Source organism: Sorangium sp. So ce176 (genome assembly GCF_051519835.1).
In the GTDB taxonomy this organism is placed as follows: Bacteria; Myxococcota_A; Polyangia; order Polyangiales; family Polyangiaceae; genus Sorangium; species Sorangium cellulosum_G.
This window is the reverse complement of the sequence record NZ_CP150371.1, coordinates 8,868,438-8,886,483: the sequence shown is the minus strand read 5'-3', so window position 1 is coordinate 8,886,483 and position 18,046 is coordinate 8,868,438. Positions and strand designations below refer to the sequence as shown.

Annotated in this window: 13 protein-coding genes; 10 read left to right on the top strand and 3 right to left on the bottom strand. The window is 72.5% G+C overall.

What is annotated here, in order from left to right:
• Positions 1 to 176 precede the first annotated feature (176 nt).
• The gene (locus WMF42_RS33540; protein WP_061608239.1) at positions 177 to 695 is read right to left on the bottom strand and encodes a peptidylprolyl isomerase; all 519 of its coding nucleotides are present in this window, start codon (positions 693 to 695) and stop codon (positions 177 to 179) included.
• 693 nt (positions 696 to 1,388) lie between these two features.
• Complete coding sequence (locus WMF42_RS33535; protein WP_061608238.1) at positions 1,389 to 2,003, bottom strand: response regulator transcription factor; 615 nt, start codon at positions 2,001 to 2,003, stop codon at positions 1,389 to 1,391.
• Between the two features lie 153 nt (positions 2,004 to 2,156).
• On the opposite strand from WMF42_RS33535, the gene WMF42_RS33530 reads away from it, so the two are divergent.
• From WMF42_RS33530 to WMF42_RS33490, 9 genes are all read left to right on the top strand, one after another.
• Positions 2,157 to 3,437 carry a hybrid sensor histidine kinase/response regulator gene (locus WMF42_RS33530; protein WP_061608237.1) on the top strand — a complete coding sequence of 427 codons (1,281 nt, stop codon included), beginning with the start codon at positions 2,157 to 2,159 and terminating at the stop codon, positions 3,435 to 3,437.
• Positions 3,438 to 3,523: 86 nt separating this feature from the next.
• Positions 3,524 to 4,882, top strand: coding sequence for a hybrid sensor histidine kinase/response regulator (locus tag WMF42_RS33525; protein ID WP_437686972.1), 1,359 nt, complete (start codon positions 3,524 to 3,526; stop codon positions 4,880 to 4,882).
• Between the two features lie 365 nt (positions 4,883 to 5,247).
• Entirely contained in the window at positions 5,248 to 5,565 is a 318-nt protein-coding gene (trxA, locus tag WMF42_RS33520) for a thioredoxin (protein ID WP_061608235.1), read from the top strand.
• Positions 5,562 to 5,759 (top strand): ABC transporter permease, encoded by a 198-nt coding sequence (locus WMF42_RS33515; RefSeq protein WP_061608234.1) that lies wholly within the window; start codon positions 5,562 to 5,564, stop codon positions 5,757 to 5,759. Before trxA ends, WMF42_RS33515 begins: the two co-directional genes overlap by 4 nt.
• Positions 5,760 to 5,916: 157 nt before the next feature.
• Positions 5,917 to 6,804, top strand: coding sequence for a PfkB family carbohydrate kinase (locus WMF42_RS33510; RefSeq protein ID WP_437686970.1), 888 nt, complete (start codon positions 5,917 to 5,919; stop codon positions 6,802 to 6,804).
• Positions 6,805 to 6,909: 105 nt separating this feature from the next.
• Positions 6,910 to 7,851, top strand: a complete 942-nt coding sequence (locus WMF42_RS33505; protein ID WP_437686968.1) for a putative glycoside hydrolase — start codon at positions 6,910 to 6,912, stop codon at positions 7,849 to 7,851.
• 676 nt (positions 7,852 to 8,527) lie between these two features.
• Positions 8,528 to 10,120 (top strand): cellulose binding domain-containing protein, encoded by a 1,593-nt coding sequence (locus WMF42_RS33500; RefSeq protein WP_437686967.1) that lies wholly within the window; start codon positions 8,528 to 8,530, stop codon positions 10,118 to 10,120.
• A 261-nt stretch (positions 10,121 to 10,381) separates the two neighbouring features.
• Entirely contained in the window at positions 10,382 to 11,302 is a 921-nt protein-coding gene (locus WMF42_RS33495) for a hypothetical protein (protein ID WP_061607817.1), read from the top strand.
• Positions 11,303 to 11,993: 691 nt separating this feature from the next.
• Positions 11,994 to 14,834: a serine/threonine-protein kinase PknK gene (locus tag WMF42_RS33490; RefSeq protein WP_434042656.1), complete on the top strand. Its 2,841-nt coding sequence runs from the start codon at positions 11,994 to 11,996 to the stop codon at positions 14,832 to 14,834.
• A gap of 4 nt (positions 14,835 to 14,838) precedes the next feature.
• Here WMF42_RS33490 and WMF42_RS33485 read toward each other — a convergent pair whose 3' ends face one another.
• Complete coding sequence (locus WMF42_RS33485) at positions 14,839 to 16,347, bottom strand: sigma 54-interacting transcriptional regulator (protein WP_437686964.1); 1,509 nt, start codon at positions 16,345 to 16,347, stop codon at positions 14,839 to 14,841.
• Between the two features lie 361 nt (positions 16,348 to 16,708).
• Between WMF42_RS33485 and WMF42_RS33480 the strand changes: the two genes are divergently transcribed.
• Complete coding sequence (locus WMF42_RS33480) at positions 16,709 to 18,010, top strand: serine hydrolase domain-containing protein (RefSeq protein WP_437686962.1); 1,302 nt, start codon at positions 16,709 to 16,711, stop codon at positions 18,008 to 18,010.
• Positions 18,011 to 18,046 lie beyond the last annotated feature (36 nt).

Below are 18,046 nucleotides of genomic sequence, written 5' to 3'. Positions count from 1 at the left end.
GCGCGATGTCGCCGGGAACGACTGGCGCTCGCGGCGCGGTGGAGAGCACGAATCCTGCAAAGGCGCTTCGCGCGGCGTCGCGGCCGCGGTGGCCCACGGCTCGCTCCCGCTGCGGCGCAGGACCGAGGTCATGGCGGGGGATGGGGCACGGAGCGCCGCGAGCGCGGCGGCGCGGATCAGGGATCCTGCACGACGACGCGGTTCATGCGGATCGGGGTGAGGGGCCTATCGCTCCCGTCGGTGCGCGCCGTCTCGATCTTGCGCACGACGTCCATGCCCTCGATCACGCGGCCGAACACGGGGTGCTTCGAGGGGCCGGGCGTGAACCAGTCGAGGTAGGCGTTGTGGACCGTGTTGATGAAGAACTGGCACGAGCCGCTGTTGGCGTCGCCCGTGTTGGCCATGGAGAGCGTGCCGGGCTCGTTCGAGAGCTTGGCGTTGGCCGGGTGCTCGTCCGGGATGCACCCGTCGGGCCCGTCCCCCGTGCCTGCCAGCGAGCTCTTCGGGTCACGGCTGCGCGGACACCCGAACTGGAGCATGAAGCCGTTGATGACGCGGTGGAAGTGCAGCCCGTCGTAGAACCCGCTCTTCGCGAGCTTGACGAAGTTCCCGGCGGTGATGGGCATCTTGTCGAGGAAGAGCTCGATCTTGATGTTGCCCAGGGAGGTCTCGAGGAGCGCGGTCGGGTTGGCCATGAACGGGAGGGTAAGTGAAGGCGCGGGCGGGCGGCAAGCGCCGGCGAGGCGCCGCGTGCGCGTCCGCCCCGGTCAGCGCGCGGGCCTCCTACCGGGGTCCGCCTCCCGAGGGCACATAGCTGAAGTAGTACCACCGCGTGTCAGCCACCTTCGAGTGCTTGTCCGCGAACCACCGGGCGTGCTCGGTGAACAGCATGTCCCGCAGCGCGAGGCGGGCGTGGCCCTGAGCCCTTCGGCAGCGCCGTGCCGCCGCGCACGGGGCCCGGTGACCTTCAGGTTGACGCCGCCGAGACGGGATGGAACGTTGCGCTCGACCCTGAGCGTCGATCCCGCCCTTGAAGTCCGGCTTGGCGACGTCGATGCCGTGCACTTGAACGGGACCTCGACGGCATGGCCACTGACCGGGATCTCCAGGCCGATCACCGGGAGAAGGCCTGAAGACATCATGCTGTCTCCCTGGGCGCTGAACGCGCACGCTTGCGACGGTTGGCGGACTCCAGCCCGGAGCCCGCATGTCCGCCCCGGGCCGGGGGAACGCGGATGTCGGTACACGCAGCCGAGCTGTCAAGCGCCCTTCGCTGTCGCGGGCGCCGTGGAGCTCGATAGCTCCCCGGGGAAGGGCCGGCGCGCGGCGAGCGCGGCCCTCGCCTCCGCGGGGCGCCCCGGCCCACCGGTCCGGCCCGCGCGTCAGGCTCAGGGCCCCTGGAGCCGGTCCACGAGCCGCACGAGCTCCGCCACCGACTCGACCCCGAGCTTCTCCATCACCCGGCCGCGGTGCACCTTGATCGTCTTCTCGGCCGCGCCGAGCTCGTCGGCGATCTGCTTGTTCAGGAGCCCCCGCGCGACCCGCAGGCACACCTCGCGCTCGCGCGGGGTGAGCGCATCGAAGCGCGTCCGGAGCGCCTGCTGCTCGCTACGGGCCGCGCGCGCCGCTGCGTCGCGCGCGATGGCGCGCGCCACCGCCGCGAGCAGGTCGGTGTCGTCGCAGGGCTTCGTGAGGAAGTCGACAGCGCCCGCCTTCATCGCCCGCACCGAGCTCGGCACGTCGCCGTGCCCGGTCAGGAACACCACCGGCAGGGGGCACCCCCGGCGCTCGAGCTCCTCCTGCAGCTCGAGCCCGCCCAGGCCGGGCATGCGCAGGTCGACCACCGCGCAGCCCGGCCGCTCCGACGGCGCGCGGTCCCGGAACTCGCCGGGCGACGCGTACGCCTCCACCGCGTACCCCGCCGAGCGCAGCAGCCGCTCCAGGGCGCGCAGCACCGACGGGTCGTCGTCCACCACAAACACAGTGCTCGCGCTCTCCGCCATGCCCGCCGCCGCATTCCACGCCCGGGCGGCGAGGGCGTCAACCGCGGCCAGGCGCGGCGGCAAGCGCGGGGGAAAGCGCGCGACGGCGCGCGGCGCCGGGCGGCAGCGGAGCGCGCTTGACGCGCCCGGCGGCGCGCTGGCATCTGCTGCCCCATGGCGCCGGACCGCCCCCCGCTCGTCCTGCTGGTGGATGACGATCCCGGCAGCCTCAAGCTGCTCTCGGAGGCCCTCGCGGGCCAGCACCTCTCCCTCGCTGTGGCGATCGACGGGGAGATGGCGCTCCGGCAGATCCGGCGCGAGGCGCCCGACCTCGTCCTGCTCGACGCCAGGATGCCCGGCCTCGACGGGTTCGAGGTCTGCCGCCGCCTGAAGGCGGACCCGGCGACGCGCGACGTCCCGATCCTCTTCACCACCGTGCTCGCCGACACGGCGAGCCGCGTGCGCGCGCTCGAGCTCGGCGCTGTCGACTACCTGAGCAAGCCGTTCGTGCGCGAGGAGCTCCTGGCCCGCGTGCGGACGCAGCTCGCCGTCCGGGCCGCGGCGACGGCGCTCGCGGCCAAGAACGACGAGCTCGCGCGCGCCCGGGCCTCGCTGGAGCTCGAGGTGGCGCGGCGGACCGAGCAGCTCCGCGCGGCCAACGAGCGCCTCGAGCGCGAGCTCGAGCTGAACCGGGCCGCCGAGCTCCGGGTGCAGAAGGCCCAGGACGAGCTCGCGCACCTGAACCGCGTGTCCGCGATGAGCGAGCTCGCGGCCTCGATCGCGCACGAGCTGAACCAGCCGCTCGCCGCCATCCTGAGCAACGCGCAGGCCGCGCAGCGGCTGCTCTCGCGCGCGCCGCCGGACGTCGCCGAGGCCCGCGCCGCGCTCGGGGACATCGCGGCGGACGGCCGCCGCGCCGGGCTCGTGATCCAGCGGATGCGCGCGATGCTCCGCAAGAGCGAGCTCAGCGTGGCCGCCCACGAGATCAACGAGCTCGTCCGCGAGGTGGTCCGGCTCATGGCCAGCGCCGCGCTCCTCGCGGGCACGACCGTGCGGCTCGAGCTCGCGCCGGGCCTGCCGCCGGTCCGGGGCGACGGCATCCAGCTCCAGCAGGTGCTCGTCAACCTCCTCTCCAACGCGCTCGACGCTGTCGCCCGCCGTCCGCCCGACGCCCGCCTCGTGGTGGTGCGGACCCTGCTGGCCGACGAAGGCCCCATCGAGCTCTCCGTGGCGGACGCCGGCGACGGCGTCCCGCCGGCGGACCTGGAGCGGATCTTCGCCCCGTTCTTCACGTCGAAGGCCCACGGGCTGGGCGTGGGCCTCGCCATCAGCCGGTCGATCGTCGAGGCGCACGGGGGCCGGCTGTGGGCCGAGTCCAGCCCCGGCGGGGGGGCGACGTTCCGCTGCGCGCTGCCGGCCTGGGAGGGGGACGCGCGCGCCGGGGGATCGGGGTGACGTCGCATGGGACCTTGGTCCCATGGCCCGCCCTGCGGTCCGCATGTCAGAATCCAGGATTCCGCTCGGTCACCTCGGTCACCCCCATGGCACGTTCACCGCCCCACACCCGGGCCGCAGAGGCTGACGCTGGCGACGCGCCACCCGACCCGCTGCGGTCGGGCTCCAGGCTGGCGTCCGCCCGCCCTGCGCTCGTCCTGCTCGTGGACGGCGATCCCGAGGGCCTCGACCGGCTCGCGGAGGCGCTCGCTGGCGAGGCGCTGGAGGTCGCGGCGGCCGGCCACGGGGAGGAGGCGCTCCAGCAGATCCGGCGCGAGCTGCCGGATCTGGTCCTGCTCGACGCCGCGGCGCCGGGCCTCGACGGGCTCGAGGTCTGCCGTCGACTGAAGGCGGACCCGGCGACGCGCGAGATCCCGGTCCTGTTCATGGCCGACGCCGCCGACACGTCGGGCCGGGCGCGCGCCATCGCGCTCGGCGCGGTCGACTGCGTGACCAGGCCGATCGTCCGCGGGGAGCTCGTGGCCCGCGTGCGGGCGCAGCTCGCCGCCCGTGCCGCGGCCGGGGCGCTCTCGGCGATGGGCGACGAGCTCGCGCACGCCCGGGCCTCGGCGGAGCTCGAGGCGGCGCGGCGGACCGAGGAGCTGCGCGCGGAGATCGAGCGCCTCGAGCGCAAGCTCCGGCTGAGCCGTGCCGCCGAGATCAAGGCGCAGAGGGCCCAGGACGAGCTCGCGCACCTGAACCGCGTGTCCGCGATGAGCGAGCTCGCGGCCTCGATCGCGCACGAGCTGAACCAGCCGCTCGCCGCCATCCTGAGCAACGCGCAGGCGGCGCAGCGGCTGCTCGCGCGGACGCCGCCGGACCTCGCCGAGGTGCGCGCCGCCCTCGAGGACATCGTGGCGGACGATCGCCGCGCCGCGGCGGTCATCCAGCGGATGCGCGCGATGCTCCGCAAGGGCGAGCTCGGCGAGGCAGCGCTGGACCTGGGCGGGCTCGTCCGCGAGGGGGTCCGCCTCGTGGCCAGCGCCGCGCGCCTCGCGGGCGCGACAGTGCGGCTCGAGCTCACGCCGGGCCTGCCGCCGGTCCGGGGCTGCGGCGTCCGGCTCCAGCAGGTGCTCGTCCACCTGCTCACCAACGCGCTCGACGCTGTCGCCCGCCGTCCGCCCGACGCCCGTCTCGTGGTGGTGCGGACCCGCCCGGCCGAGGGGCGCCGCGTGGAGCTGTCGGTGACGGACTCCGGCGAGGGCGTTCCCCCGGAGGACCTCGAGCGGATCTTCGAGGCGTTCTTCACGACGAAGGCCCACGGGCTCGGCGTGGGGCTCGCCATCAGCCGGTCGATCGTCGAGGCGCACGGGGGCCGGCTGTGGGCCGAGCGCAGCCCCGGCGAGGGGGCGACGTTCCGCTGCGCGCTGCCGGTGTGGGGCGACGACGCGCGCCCCGCGGGGTGATCCCGGCGCGTCGCGCCCTGTCGCGCAGCGCGCGCCGGGCGCCCTCCCGATCGCTCGTCGATGCCACACGAAGGCCGACACACGAGGTCATTCGGCTCATCACCTGAGGGATCTCCTTATTTGCAGCCCTTTCAGCGGGAAAATTGAGCAGGCAGGCGCGGGGAGACAGGGAGCATTTCGAAGATTTCCCTCCTCGTCTCCCCGCCTCCGTGTGAATTTTCCGAAGAACTCGACGGGGCGCCTCGGGCTCATCGCGACAAGCCCCCACGGCCCCTCCGTGCGGATCAGGAGGTCGGACGTCGAGCCCGCTGCACGGGACCTTGGTCCAGTGGCGGCCGCGCCGGGGCGCGTGGTAGAAGGAGCAGATGGCAACCCTCCCTGCACTCGATGACTCCACGTTCGATGAGGCGATCAAGAGCTCCGGCGAGCCGGTGCTGGTGGATTTCGGCGCGACCTGGTGCGGGCCCTGCAGGCAGCTCGCCCCCATCGTCGAAGGGATAGCGAAGGACTATGCGGGCAAGATCAAGGTGTTCGCGGTGGACATCGACGCCGCGCCGAAGACAGCGCAGAAATTCGGCATAAGGAGCGTCCCCACCTTGATCCTCTTCAAGGGCGGCGAGAAGGCAGGTCAGATCATGGGCCTCACGTCGCGCGACAGGATCGTCAAGCAGCTCGGCCTGTGATCGAGCGCCTCTGCTCGCTCCGGGCCGCGCGCGCCTGCGCGTCGCGCGCGATGGCGCGCGCCACCGCCGCGAGCGGGGCCGCCCGCCGCCTCGACCTCCTCAGCGCGCGCCGCCCGCCGCCCCCGTCTCTCGGCGGCTTCTTCCCGGCGCTGCGTGCGGCGCGGATCAGCCCGATCCAGGCGATGCGCGGCTGATCCGGACAAGGGGGCAGGGGAGCTGGAGGGTACTCCGGCCCGGAGGGGTGGCGTCGGGGAGCCGATCGTGGGGCCGATGGGCCGCCTCCGGGGGCGGCCCATCGATCGAGGACGGCGGGGGGGGTGCTACGATCGCGCGCCTGGGAGACTCGAGGCCATGAGCCACCCGGATATCCTGCTCATCGGGCATGTCACCCGAGATCTGCTGAGCGCCGATCTGCAGAGCGACTACCGCCTCGGCGGTACGGTCAGCTTCGGGGCCGTCACGGCGGCGCGGCTCGGCCGCGCGCCGACGGTTGTCACGCGCGCCGCGGCGTCGACGGATCTGTCGGCGCTCCCGGCGGAGGCGGAGGTGATGGCGCTGCCGTCGCCGGCCACGACGACGTTCGCCAACGTGTACACCGAGCGGGGTCGGGTGCAGCTCTGCCATGCGCAGGCGCTGCCGATCAGGTCCGGCGATGTCGAGGGCCGCCTGCGCCGGCCGCGGGCGGTGCTGCTCGGTCCGCTCGTGAACGAGATTGGCCCCGACGTGGCGGGTATCTTCGACGACGCGACGCTGGTGGTCGCCACGCCGCAGGGGTGGATGCGGCGGTGGGACGACGCAGGGCGCGTGTACAGCGAGCGATGGGACGACGCGGGCGGGATCCTCGCTTGTCTGAACGTCGTGGTGCTGTCGGAGGAGGACATCGAGCACGACCTGAGCCGCCTCGAGCCGTTCTTCGAGCGCGTGCCGCTCGTGGTGGTCACCGCGTCGCGGGAAGGGAGCACGCTCTATCAGCGTGGCGGGCGCGGGGCGATCGTGAAGACCAGGATACCTCCTCGTCCGGCCGAGGAGGTCGATCCGACGGGCGCGGGCGACGTATTTGCGACGGCGTTCATGATCCGGCTCGAAGAGACGGGCGATCCGGTGGAGTCGGCGCGCTTCGCCAACGTTGCCGCTTCGTTCGGTGTCGAGCATGCGGGTATGGGCGGGATTCCAGGGCGCGAGACGATCCTGGCGTACATGCGGGAGCACCCTTTCGGGGCGGCGACGGGAGAGCCGTGATGCGCAGGCGTGTGGCGTTGGAGCAGCGATAAGGGGGGAGGGAGCGGCGGCGCGGGGGGCGGGGGGCGGCGTGGTGCTCCGGCGCGCTCGGTGTCCGGGTGGCCGGTGACGTGCTCTCCCCTCGACCGGGGGAACAGCATGACCACGGTCACCAAGGCGGTTTACGTGAATTTCACGGCAGCGAGGAGCGCGGACCGGATGAATCGGCTCTCGTCTCTGGTCCAGCGGACAGAGCTGAATTCGCTGGTCATCGACGTGCGATCGAACGGAGGGGCGCTCCTCCACGAGGACGACGAGACGACCAGGGACCAGCTCGGGGCCCTGCGCGGCGCCGGCATTTACCTCATCGCGCGGGTCGTCGCGTTCAAGGGCGGGCCGCGGGGGTGGTACGATCCGGGCTCGGAGGCGCGGTGGCGGGAGATCGCGGAGATCTCGCTGCGGGCGTTCGAGGCGGGGTTCGACGAGGTGAACTACGATTACGTGCGCTACGGGGCAGCGCGCGAGCCGCGGTCGCGGACGCCGATCCAGGAGAGGGCGCCGACGATCCGTGCCTTCTTCGAGTTCCTTCGCGCGGAGGTCGGCGACGCGGCGTCGCGTCCGATCTCGGCGGACCTCTTCGGGATCACGCTGCTCGGACCGCAGGACGGCGTGGGCCAGCGGCTCGAGGATGCGGTGGAGCTGTTCGACTACGTGATGCCGATGCCGTACCCGTCGCACTGGGAGCCCGGCAGCTTCGGGCTCGCGAACCCGGCGCATCACCCGTACGAGACCCTCCATGCGTCGCTCTCGGCAGGCTGGCGCAGGGTGGCTGAGCTGCCGAGGCGGATGGCGCTGCTGCGAAGCTGGATTCAGGCGTTCGACCTGGACAGTTCGCGTCCGATGAGGCGGTACAGGTACACGCCGTGGCACATCCAGGCGCAGATCCGCGCGATCGAGGACGCGGGGTGCGCCGGGTATGCGGCGTGGAATCCCCGCAGCGACTACGACGAGCGGGCGTTCGTGGCCGAGCCGCGGGAGGTGGCGGGCGGGCGATCCGACCCGGGTTGACGAGGGGGGCCGGGGTTGACGGCCGGGCCGAGGTTGGGGGATCCGACCCAGGTTGGGGATCCGACCCAGGTTGGGGATCCGACCCAGGTTGGGCGAGGAGGGTGCTGTGCAGCTCGGATGGATATTTCTGCATTCTAGGAGTGAACTCGCCAGGGCGACGGGCACGTGCGTGCAGGCTGTCCTCGCAGCCGACCTGCTCCAGAGCTTGGAGCGCCGGAAGCAGCAAGAAGAGCCCGCATCGCTCCGCATAGTTTGACCGTTCCCGGTGGCGATGATCTCCTGAAGGATGGGCGCCCGTGCCGGCATTCAGGGGAGGGCTCGGGCGCAATGTCGACGAATCGCCCACCATGAGCGCTCGCCGGTCCCGGTCCGCGGTTCGACGCTGCTCCTGGAAGCTGTAACGAAACTTCCGCCTGGATGACGCTGTGCCGTTCCTTCCGACATGGTCGCGTGCGAGCATGGCGGAAGGCCGTGCCACCGCTTCTTTTCAGGAACAGCGGACATCTTTCATGAGGAGGCGCACTTGATAGAACCGCAATCGAGATCTCCGCGCGGCGACCAGCGCCAGAAGCGATCGGGAGCGCGCAGGCGAGGTGCGCCCCGCCGCAGGGCGGCTATCCTCCTGCGATCTGGCCGCGGCTGCGTCGCGTGGCTGAGCCTCGCCGTCGTGCTGTCCATGGCGTGCCATCCGGGCGAGAGCTTCGCAGGCACGGCCGACTTCACCGTTCTTTACGACAATCACAACGCAGACGACCCGAACGACACCATCATCGAGGCCGGCATCCGCGTGCGCAACAACACCAGCGCATCGGTTCCGCTGAGGAGCATCGTCGTGCGGTACTGGTTCACGAAGAACGGCGCAACGTCGGTGACCCCGGCGTGCTGGTGGTGGAGCCCGTCCTGCAGCGCCATCGCGCTGACGACCGGGACCGTCTCCGCGCCAGGCGCCGATCAGTACGTGGAGATCGGCTTCACGAGCGCGGCCGGGAGCCTGGCCTCCGGGACGATGACCGAGGCGATCGACCTCGGGATCCTGCTCGGCGTCAACGTCGACGAGGCAGACGACTACTCGTACAAGGATCAGACCTCCTTCGGCGAATGGAGCCATATCACCGTGCACGACGCCGGCTCCGCGCCCCTGAGCGGCGTGCGTGGCGGGACGCCGCCGAGCGGCAGCGTGTCGCGGCCTGCTGCCCCTACGTCGCTCGCGGCGACGGCGTCGGGCCCGAGCGCAATCTCCCTGAGCTGGTCCGCGAGCTCTGGCGCGACGAGCTACAACGTCTACCGGTCGACCACGCCGGGCTTCGCCCCCGGGACAGGCAACCGGATCGCCTCCAGCGTGCCCGGGACGAGCTACAACAGCACCGGCCTCTCGGCGTCCACCACGTACTACTACAAGGTCACGGCCTCGAACGCGGCCGGCGAGTCGGTCGCGTCGAACGAGGCGAACGCGAGCACGCGCGCCGCAGGCGCCGCCATCGCCGAGCTCTTCGACGACTTCAGCTACACAGGGACCGGCGACAGCAGCTTCCTCTCCCGGTGGTCGCTGCGGAGCTGGTCGGGCGGACCCGGCGTGATGGGCGCACAGTGGCTGCCGTCCAACGTCTCTCTGGTCACCGACGCGCTGAACGGCGCGAACAAGCTGATGCGGCTCGAGGCGACCACGAACGGCGAGCCTGCCGGCAGCTCGCACGCCGAGGTCATGTCGTCCTCCAGCAAGTTCCGCCTGGGCACCTACGCCGCCCGGATGAAGTTCTACAACGCGCCGCTGTCCGGCGCGCGCTTCTTCGCCGACAAGCCGATCGAGACCTTCTTCACGATCACCGAGTATGTCGACGACGAGCCGAACTACTCGGAGCAAGACTTCGAGTACATGCCCAACGGCGGCTGGGGGCAGGGCGACAAGAGCACGATGTGGCTGACCTCGTGGGAGACGACGATCGACAACTCATCGACGTTCGTGTCGGCGAGCCACGACGGGTGGCACACGCTGGTGCTCCAGATCACCAGCACGACGATCAGCTACTACATCGACGGGGTGCTGAGGGCGACGCACGCGGCCAGGTTCGTCCCCGAAGAGGACCAGTTCCTGAGCTTCCAGGTCTGGTTCGCCGAGCTCGATGGGAACCAGGCCAGCTCGCGGACGTACTATGAGGAGGCCGACTGGGTCTACTTCGCCAAGGAGGCGATCCTGTCGCCCGCCGAGGTCGACGCGAAGATCGCCGCCTTCCGCACGTCGTCCGTCGCCCGCAAGGACACGGTGCCGTGATCCCGCCGCCGCGCGCGCGACCCGACCCAGGTCGCGCGACCCGCGCGACCCGACCCAGGTTGAGGTCGTGAGGTCGCGACCCGACCCAGGTTGAGGTCGTGAGGTCGCGCGACCCGACCCAGGTTGAGGTCGATCAGGTTGAGGTTGCGCTGGGTGGCGGGGTGGCGGAAAAAGCTGGCGGCCGCCAACCCGGGCGCGGGGCAAGTCATTGAAATGATTCGCCTCGAAACCCGGCACGGCCTTTGTGGATGTGCGTCGGCCATGAGCCAGCCCCGCGAGATCGCCCCCGGCGCCACCTACCTCATCACCCGTCGCGTCCTGCGCCGGCATCTCCTCTTCCGCCCGGACGCGGCGATCAACCAGCTCCTGGTCTACGCGCTCGCGGTCTCGACCCGCCGCTACGGCATCGAGGTCCATGCGCTTTGCGCGATGTCCACCCATCTGCACCTCGTCGTGACGGATGCGAACGGCGTCCTGCCGCGGTTCCTGCAGTTCTTCCATCGCATCGTCGCGCTCGGCACCAAGGTGCTGCGCCAGTGGGAAGGACCGGTATGGGACCATGAGGCCACGAGCGTGGTGCGGCTGCTGACGCGCGCGGCGGTGGTGGAGAAGATCGCTTACGTCCTCGCGAACCCTGTGGCCGCAGGGCTGGTCCAGCATGCGGGTGAGTGGCCGGGCGCCAAGGCGGACGTGCGCGAAATCGGCCGGGGCGTGCTGCGCGCCGCGCGCCCGACGGCGTACCTCGACCCGGAAAATCCACAGTGGCCCGAGGAAGTGTCGCTCCTGCTCGCGCTGCCCCCGGTCATTGAGCCTGACAGCGCGGATGCCTTCCGCGATGAGGTTGCGGCCGAGCTCGAGCGACAGGAAGCGCAGGCTCACGCGGAGGTGCGGCGGAAAGGGCTCGGTTTCCTTGGCGCCGTGCGAGTCGGCGAGGTCTCCCCTTATGACCGGGTCGCGACCTTCGAGACGCTGCGTGGTCGCAATCCAACGTTCGCGGTTGGCCGCCAGCAGGGCGAAGCGGGGCGAATCGCGGGGGCCGCTGTGCGGGCCTTTCGCGCGTCGTACCGCGCGGCGCTCGAGCGCTGGCGTGCCGGTGTACGCAGCGTCGTGTTCCCGGCGGGGACGTGGTGGATGTGCACATTTCACGGCGTCAGCGTGACTGACGTCGTACTTACGATGTAGACGCTGCGGCAGTGCGTGACGAGGTGCGGCGGGCAGGATTGTGCGACGCCTTCGGCGCGTCGTCGCGGGGAGCATCCGTCTCTCGAGGAGGCGGAATGGGCGGCGGCTTGCTCGAACGGCGCTATGCGAGCCCATGCGCTGAGTCATGCTGCGCTGAGCGCGCGAAGGTTGCTGTAAGCTCTGCTCGACTCAGCGGGATTTTCCGGTGTCAGTAGACGGACACCATGATGTCTTGTTCTTGGACCGCAAGCTGCGGGACCGCCGGGCCCGCCGGCCCGCAACCTGCCGGCCCGCAACCTGGTTCGATTCGATGTGTGAGGCGGGTTCCACCAGTAGGGAACCGACGTGGCTCGGGTTACCCACCTGGGGTCGCAACGGGGGTCGGTTCAATCTGTGGGATGGGTCGCAGCCGTGGGGAACAACGTGCACCGGCTCAAGATGTGGGTCGGAGCGTCGCGCCGGCTACGTCTGGGTCGGGTCGTGGTCGCGTTGGTTCAACCTGGGTCGGGCCGCGCGCAACCTGGGGGGTCACCTCCTCCGCAACCTGGGTCGGGTCACCCCAACCTGGGTCGGGTCAGGGTCACCCCAACCTGGGTCGGGTCACCGCCAACCTGGGTCGGGTCACCGGGTCACCGGTCCCCCCGCCGCCCGACCGTTGAAGACGGCTCGACGCCGGTGCATTCTCCGCCCCATGCGCCCGGGTGAGGTCATCGACCGCCGCTTCGAGATCGAGCGCGTCGCGGCCTCCGGGGGGATGGGCACCGTCTACCGCGCCCTCGACCGGACCACCGGCACGCCCGTCGCGCTGAAGCTCCTCGGCCAGCCCGACCGGACCGGCGTGCACCGCTTCGAGCACGAGGCCCGCATCCTCGCCGAGCTCGACCACCCCAGGATCGTCCGCCATGTGGCGCACGGCGTCACCCCCGACGGGGTGCCCTACCTCGCCATGGAATGGCTCGACGGCGAGAGCCTCGCCCAGCGCCTCGCCCGGCAGCGCCTCGACCTCGAGGAGAGCGTTGCCCTCCTCCGCGCCACCGCCGAGGCGCTCGGGGCGGCGCACGCGCGCGGAATCGTCCACCGCGACGTCAAGCCGGGCAACCTCCTCCTCGTCGGCGGCGAGGTCGCCGGCCTCAAGGTGCTCGACTTCGGCATCGCCCGCATGAAGCGCACCATCGGCGCCCTCACGCGGACCGGCTCGGTGATGGGCACCCCGGGCTACATGGCCCCGGAGCAGGCCACCGGCGACAGGGACCGCCTCGACGCCCGCGCCGACATCTTCTCGCTCGGCGCGGTGCTCTTCGAGTGCCTCACCGGCAGGCCCGCGTTCCAGGGCCAGCACGTCATGGCCCTCCTCGCGAAGCTCCTCATGGAGGACCCGCCCCGCGTCCGCCACCTCCGGCCCGACATCCCCCAGGACCTCGACGACTTCGTCGCCCGCATGCTCGCCAAGGACCCGGAGAAGCGCCCGCGCGACGGCTCGGCCGTCGTCGAGGCGCTCGACGCCCTCGAGCGCGACCCGAGCAGCGGCCTCGCCGTCACGCCCGTCCTCTACGAGGCGATCACCACGGTCGAGCTCCGGCTGCTCTCGATGGTCGCCGCGCGCGAGCCGCGCCAGACCTCCGCGAGCAGCGCCGCCAGCACCCTCGTCTCCGCGCTCCCCCGCGAGCTCACGACCAAGCTCCACACCCGCACGCAGTCGCTCGGCGCCCGCGTGGACACGCTCGCCGACGGCACGCTCCTGCTCTCGATCGCGGGCGTCGGCGACGCCATCGAGCAGGCCGCCCGCGCGGCCCGGTGCGCCCTCGAGCTCGGCGAGCTCCTGCCCGGCGCCTCCGTCGTGCTCGCCACCGGCCGCGCCGAGCAGACCGGCAGCCTCCCTGTCGGCCCCGTCATGGACCGCGCCGCCGCGCTCCTCGCCCTCGCCGAGCGCGAGGCGCGCCCGGAGCGGCAGCCGTCGCCCGTGCGCATCGATGACGTCACCCGCGCGCTCCTCGACGCCCGCTTCGAGATCGAGGCCGCGCGGTCCGGCACCTTCCTCCTGCTCCAGGAGCGCGAGGTCGGCCGCACGGCCCGGACGCTCCTCGGAAAGCCGAGCCCCTACGTCGGCCGCGACAGGGAGCTCCGCAACCTGCGCGAGCTCCTCGAGGACAGCTTCGGCGGCCCCGAGCCCCGCGCCATCCTGATCACCGGCCCGCCCGGCATCGGCAAGTCCCGCCTCCGCTGCGAGCTCATCGAGATCCTGCGAGAGCGGCACCCCGAGCTCACGATCGCGGTCGGCCGCGGCGACTCGCTCAGCGCGGGCTCGCCGTTCTCGCTCCTCGGCTCCGCGCTCCGGGGCGCCGCCGGCATCACCGGGGGCGAGCCCGCCGCCGCGCAGCGGGAGCGGCTCCTCTCGCTTGTCGCGCGCGCCCCGGCGCTCGACCCGGGCGACCGCACCCGGATCGCCGCCTTCCTCGGCGAGATCGTCGGCACGCCCTTCCCGAGCGAGGCCGACCCGAGGTTCCACGCCGCGCGGCAGAGCCCCGCCCTCCTGGCCGACCAGATCCCGCTCGCCTACCTCGATTTCATGGAGGCCGCGTGCGCGGCGGGCCCCTACCTGCTCGTGCTCGAGGACATCCAGTGGGGCGACGCCGCGTCGCTCAAGCTCATCGCGCGGGCCCTCCGGGAGCTCCGCGACCGCCCGTTCGCGGTGCTCTACCTCGCGCGTGTGGAAGTGCGGAAGGCCTTCCCCGTCCTCTGGGAGGGCAGCGAGATCCACGAGATGACGCTCGGCGCGCTCCCGCGCCGCGCCGCCGAGGAGCTCGTGCGGCAGATGCTCGGCGACAGCGCCCCGCCCTCGGAGGTCGCCCGCCTGGTCGAGCGCGCGAGCGGCAACGCCTTCTACCTCGAGGAGCTCATCCGGGCGGTCGCAGAGGGGCGCGCCGATCGGCTGCCGGAGACGATCCTCGGCATGGTCGAGGCGCGGCTCGAGGCCATCCCCGCCGAGGCGAGGCGGCTGCTCCGGGCCGCGAGCGTCTTCGGCGAGACGTTCTGGAAGAAGGGGGCGCTCGCCCTGCTCGGCGACGCCGAGGGCTCGACCCTGGCGGTCGACTGGCTGCCCTGGATGCTCCAGCGCGAGCTCCTAGAGCGGCGCGAGCAGAGCCGCTTCTCGGACCAGGAGGAGTACGCGTTCCGGCACGCGCTCATCCGCGACGGCTCCTACGCGATGCTCCCGGATCACGATCGCGCGCTCGGCCACCGGCTCGCGGCCGAGTGGCTCCTGCAGGCGGGGGAACACGACGCCAAGGTGCTCGCCGAGCACTTCGAGCGGGGCGGCGAGCCGCAGCTCGCCGTCGAGTTCTACCTGCGCGCGGCCGAGCAGGCGCTCGCCGGGAGCGACTCCGCCGCCGCGACAGCGCTGGCGGAGCGCGGGCTCGCCCTCGGCGCGGGCCAGGACGTCGAGGCGGCGCTCCACGGCATCCTGGACGGGGTGTCGGACACGCTGCGCGCCACCGGCGCCCCCCTCTCGCCCGGCGTCTCGCCCGGCTCCTGAGCGATCACGACATCCGCTTCCGCGGCCGCGGGATGCCGTACTCGTCGATGCGGTTGATCAGCGTGCGGAGCGAGATGCCGAGGAGCTTCGCGGCGCGCGTCTGGTTGCCCGCGGACCGCTCGAGGGCCTCGACGACGCGCTGCCGCTCGAGCGCCTTCATCTCCTGCCGGAGCCTCGCCATCGCGTCGGCGCCGGGCTGCGGCGTCGGGGCCTCCGCGGGGGGCGGGGCGCACGCGGCGCCGTCGCTCTCGGCGGCCACCCCGCGCGCGCGCGGGGCGCTCGCGCTGGCCGGAGGCGGCACGGAGCCGGCCGGGGGCGGCGTGGAGCCGCCCAGCGGCGGCGCGGCGCCGCTCGTCAGGTGCGGCGGCAGATCGCCGGGTACGATCGCGTCCCCCGCGCACAGGATCGCCGCGCGCTCGATCACGTTGCGCAGCTCGCGCACGTTCCCTGGCCAGGAGTACGCCTCGAGCGCGCCGAGCGCCTCGAGGGAGATGCGGGGCACGCTGCGCTGGTCGAGCCGCCGGCACGCGTCCTCGAGGAACTTGCCGGCGAGCGGGGCGATCTCGGGGAGCCGCTCGCGGAGCGGCGGGACGACGAGCGAGATGCCGTTCAGGCGGAAGTAGAGGTCCTGGCGGAAACTACCGCGCGCGATCTCGGCCTGGAGGTCGCGGTTGGTGGCCGCCACGAAGCGCAGGTCGATCTGGCGGGGCGTGCGGCCGCCGAGGCGCAGCACCTTCCGGTCCTCGAGCACCCGGAGCAGCTTCACCTGGAAGGCGAGCGGCAGCTCGCCGATCTCGTCCAGGAAGAGCGTTCCACCGTCGGCGGACTCGATGAGGCCTGGGCGCGCCTGGATGGCCCCGGTGAAGGCGCTCTTCTCGTGGCCGAAGAGCTCCCCCTCGAGGAGCGACGGCGGCAGCGAGGCGCAGTGCAGCTCGACGTAGGGCCCGCCGGCGCGGGGTGAGCGCGCGTGGAGGGTCCGTGCGAGCACCTCCTTGCCGACCCCCGTCTCGCCGAGGATGAGCACGCTGATGGAGCTCCGCGCGGCGCGGGCGGCCTGCTCGTGGAGCGCCACCATGGCCGGGGCGCGGACCACGACGCCCTCGGGCGCGTTCCCGCGGTCGGCCTCCTCGGCCGGCCCTGCGGGCGCCCGCCCGACGACGACCGTCGTCGCACCCAGGTTGAACCTCTCGCCCACGACAACCTCGGCGCTCTCCCGCGAGAGGCGCCGCAGCCGGTGGGTCCGCGCCGTCAGGGCGGGGAGCTGCTGCTCCCCGACGAAGGTGCCGTTGGCGCTCCCGAGGTCCTCGATCCGGAGCGGGGGCCCCACGTGGAGGGCGGCGTGCCGGCGCGACACCGACCGATCGTCGATGCGCACGTCGCACCCCTCGTCCCGGCCGAGGACGACCGAGCCGCGGGCCGGCAGCGGCGCGAAGGCGATCGAGCTGCCCGCCACGATCGCGAGCCGCAGCGTCGTGCAGGAGCCCCGCGCACCGCCCGGAGAGCCTTCGTCCACAGGCACATGATACGCGGCGCCGTGCGCCGGCCTGCACGATTCATGCAGCGCCCTGCACATCGTGCAGGCGGTTGCACGACCCGCGCGTCGCGGGCCGGAGCGCGCAGGCCCTGGCGCCGCCAAATGTCGGGTCCGCCCCCGGCGCGCGTCCCGGCATACGTCCTGCTCATCCTCCGCGATGACCGCGCGCGAGCAGCGCGGCCGACCGCGATCGGCAGCGCGCTGCGCGCTCCGCCGGCCACGCGGCCCCGGTGGCGCAGCTCGCCCCGCTTCCCCCCACGGCTCAGGAGTGGTCATGTGTACTGAGGATGGAACTTTCAACCGCAGGCGTCTTCTCCAGGGGTTTGGTCGTGCGGCGGCGGTGGCAGCGTTCGCGCCAGCGGCGGCGGCGCTCTCAACCCGGGTCGCCGAGGCGGCGCCCTCAACCTGGGTCGGGCCGCCGCCGCCGCCGCCGCCCTCAACCTGGGTCGGGACGCCGCCGCTGGGGGGGCTCGCTCACGACCGGCTCCTCCCCGGCTCGCCCGAGGGCGTCGGCATGTGCTCGGACCGCATCGAGGACGTCTTCGCGCGCGTCTCGCGCCGCGTGACCGACGGCCTCTTCCCGGGCGCTGTCGCCCTGATCGCCCGTCGCGGCAGGATCGTCGGCCACCGGGCGTTCGGCACCCGGGTTCGCGGCGAGGACGAGCCGGTCACGCTCGACACCCTGTTCGACCTGCTCTCCATGACCAAGGTCCTCGCGACCGCGACGTCGGCGATGATCCTGGTGCAGGACGGCGTCCTGCGGCTGAACGACCGGATCTCCGACTTCGTGCCCGGCTTCGCGGCGAACGGCAAGCGAGCGGTCAAGGTCCGCGACATGCTCCGCTACACGTCCGGCCTGCCGCTCGACAGCCAGTTCCTCGACGATCCGGACGCCGAGCGCGTCTGGCGGCGCATGGCCGAGGCGCCGCTCGAGTACGTGCCCGGCACGCAGGTGCTCTACAGCGACCTCACCTACCGCCTGCTCGGCCGGGTGATCGAGGCGGCCTCGGGCATGGACCTCGACACGTTCGCCAAGGCGCGCATCTGGGGCCCGCTCGGCATGCGCGACACGACCTTCAACCCGCCGGCCGCGCTGATCCAGCGCACCGCCGCCACGGGCTTCTCCGAGCTCCGGGGCCGCGTGGTCCGCGGCGAGGTGCAGGACGACCAGGATTACGCCCTCGGCGGCGTCGCCGGCTGTGACGGCGTCTTCTCGACGGCGCGGGACCTCGCTGCCTTCTGCCAGATGATGCTGAACGGCGGCCGGTACGGCGGCGTCCGCATCCTGAGCCACCAGGCCGCCGCGGCGATGGTGAGCTGCCAGACGCCCGAGGTCAGGGCGGCGGACACCGACGTTTCCCCGCTCTCGAACCTCCTGCTGACCCCCAAGGGCTACGGCTGGGAGCTCGCGACCCACCGCTTCTCGAACGGCGGGATGCGCCTCGGCAGGACCGCCTACGGGAAGGTCGGCGGCGCGGGGACGTTCCTGTGGATCGACCCCCGCCGCGAGCTGTTCGGGGTGCTCTTGACCAACCACGGTCTGCCGACCCCGTTCGACGAGCCCGGCTGGAACCGCATGCTGGACTCGGTCGGCAGCGCGGAGTTCTTCGACGGGATCGTCAACGCGGTCATGGACGACTGACCTGCACGAGGCGCTGCGAGAGGGCCTCGGCGACGG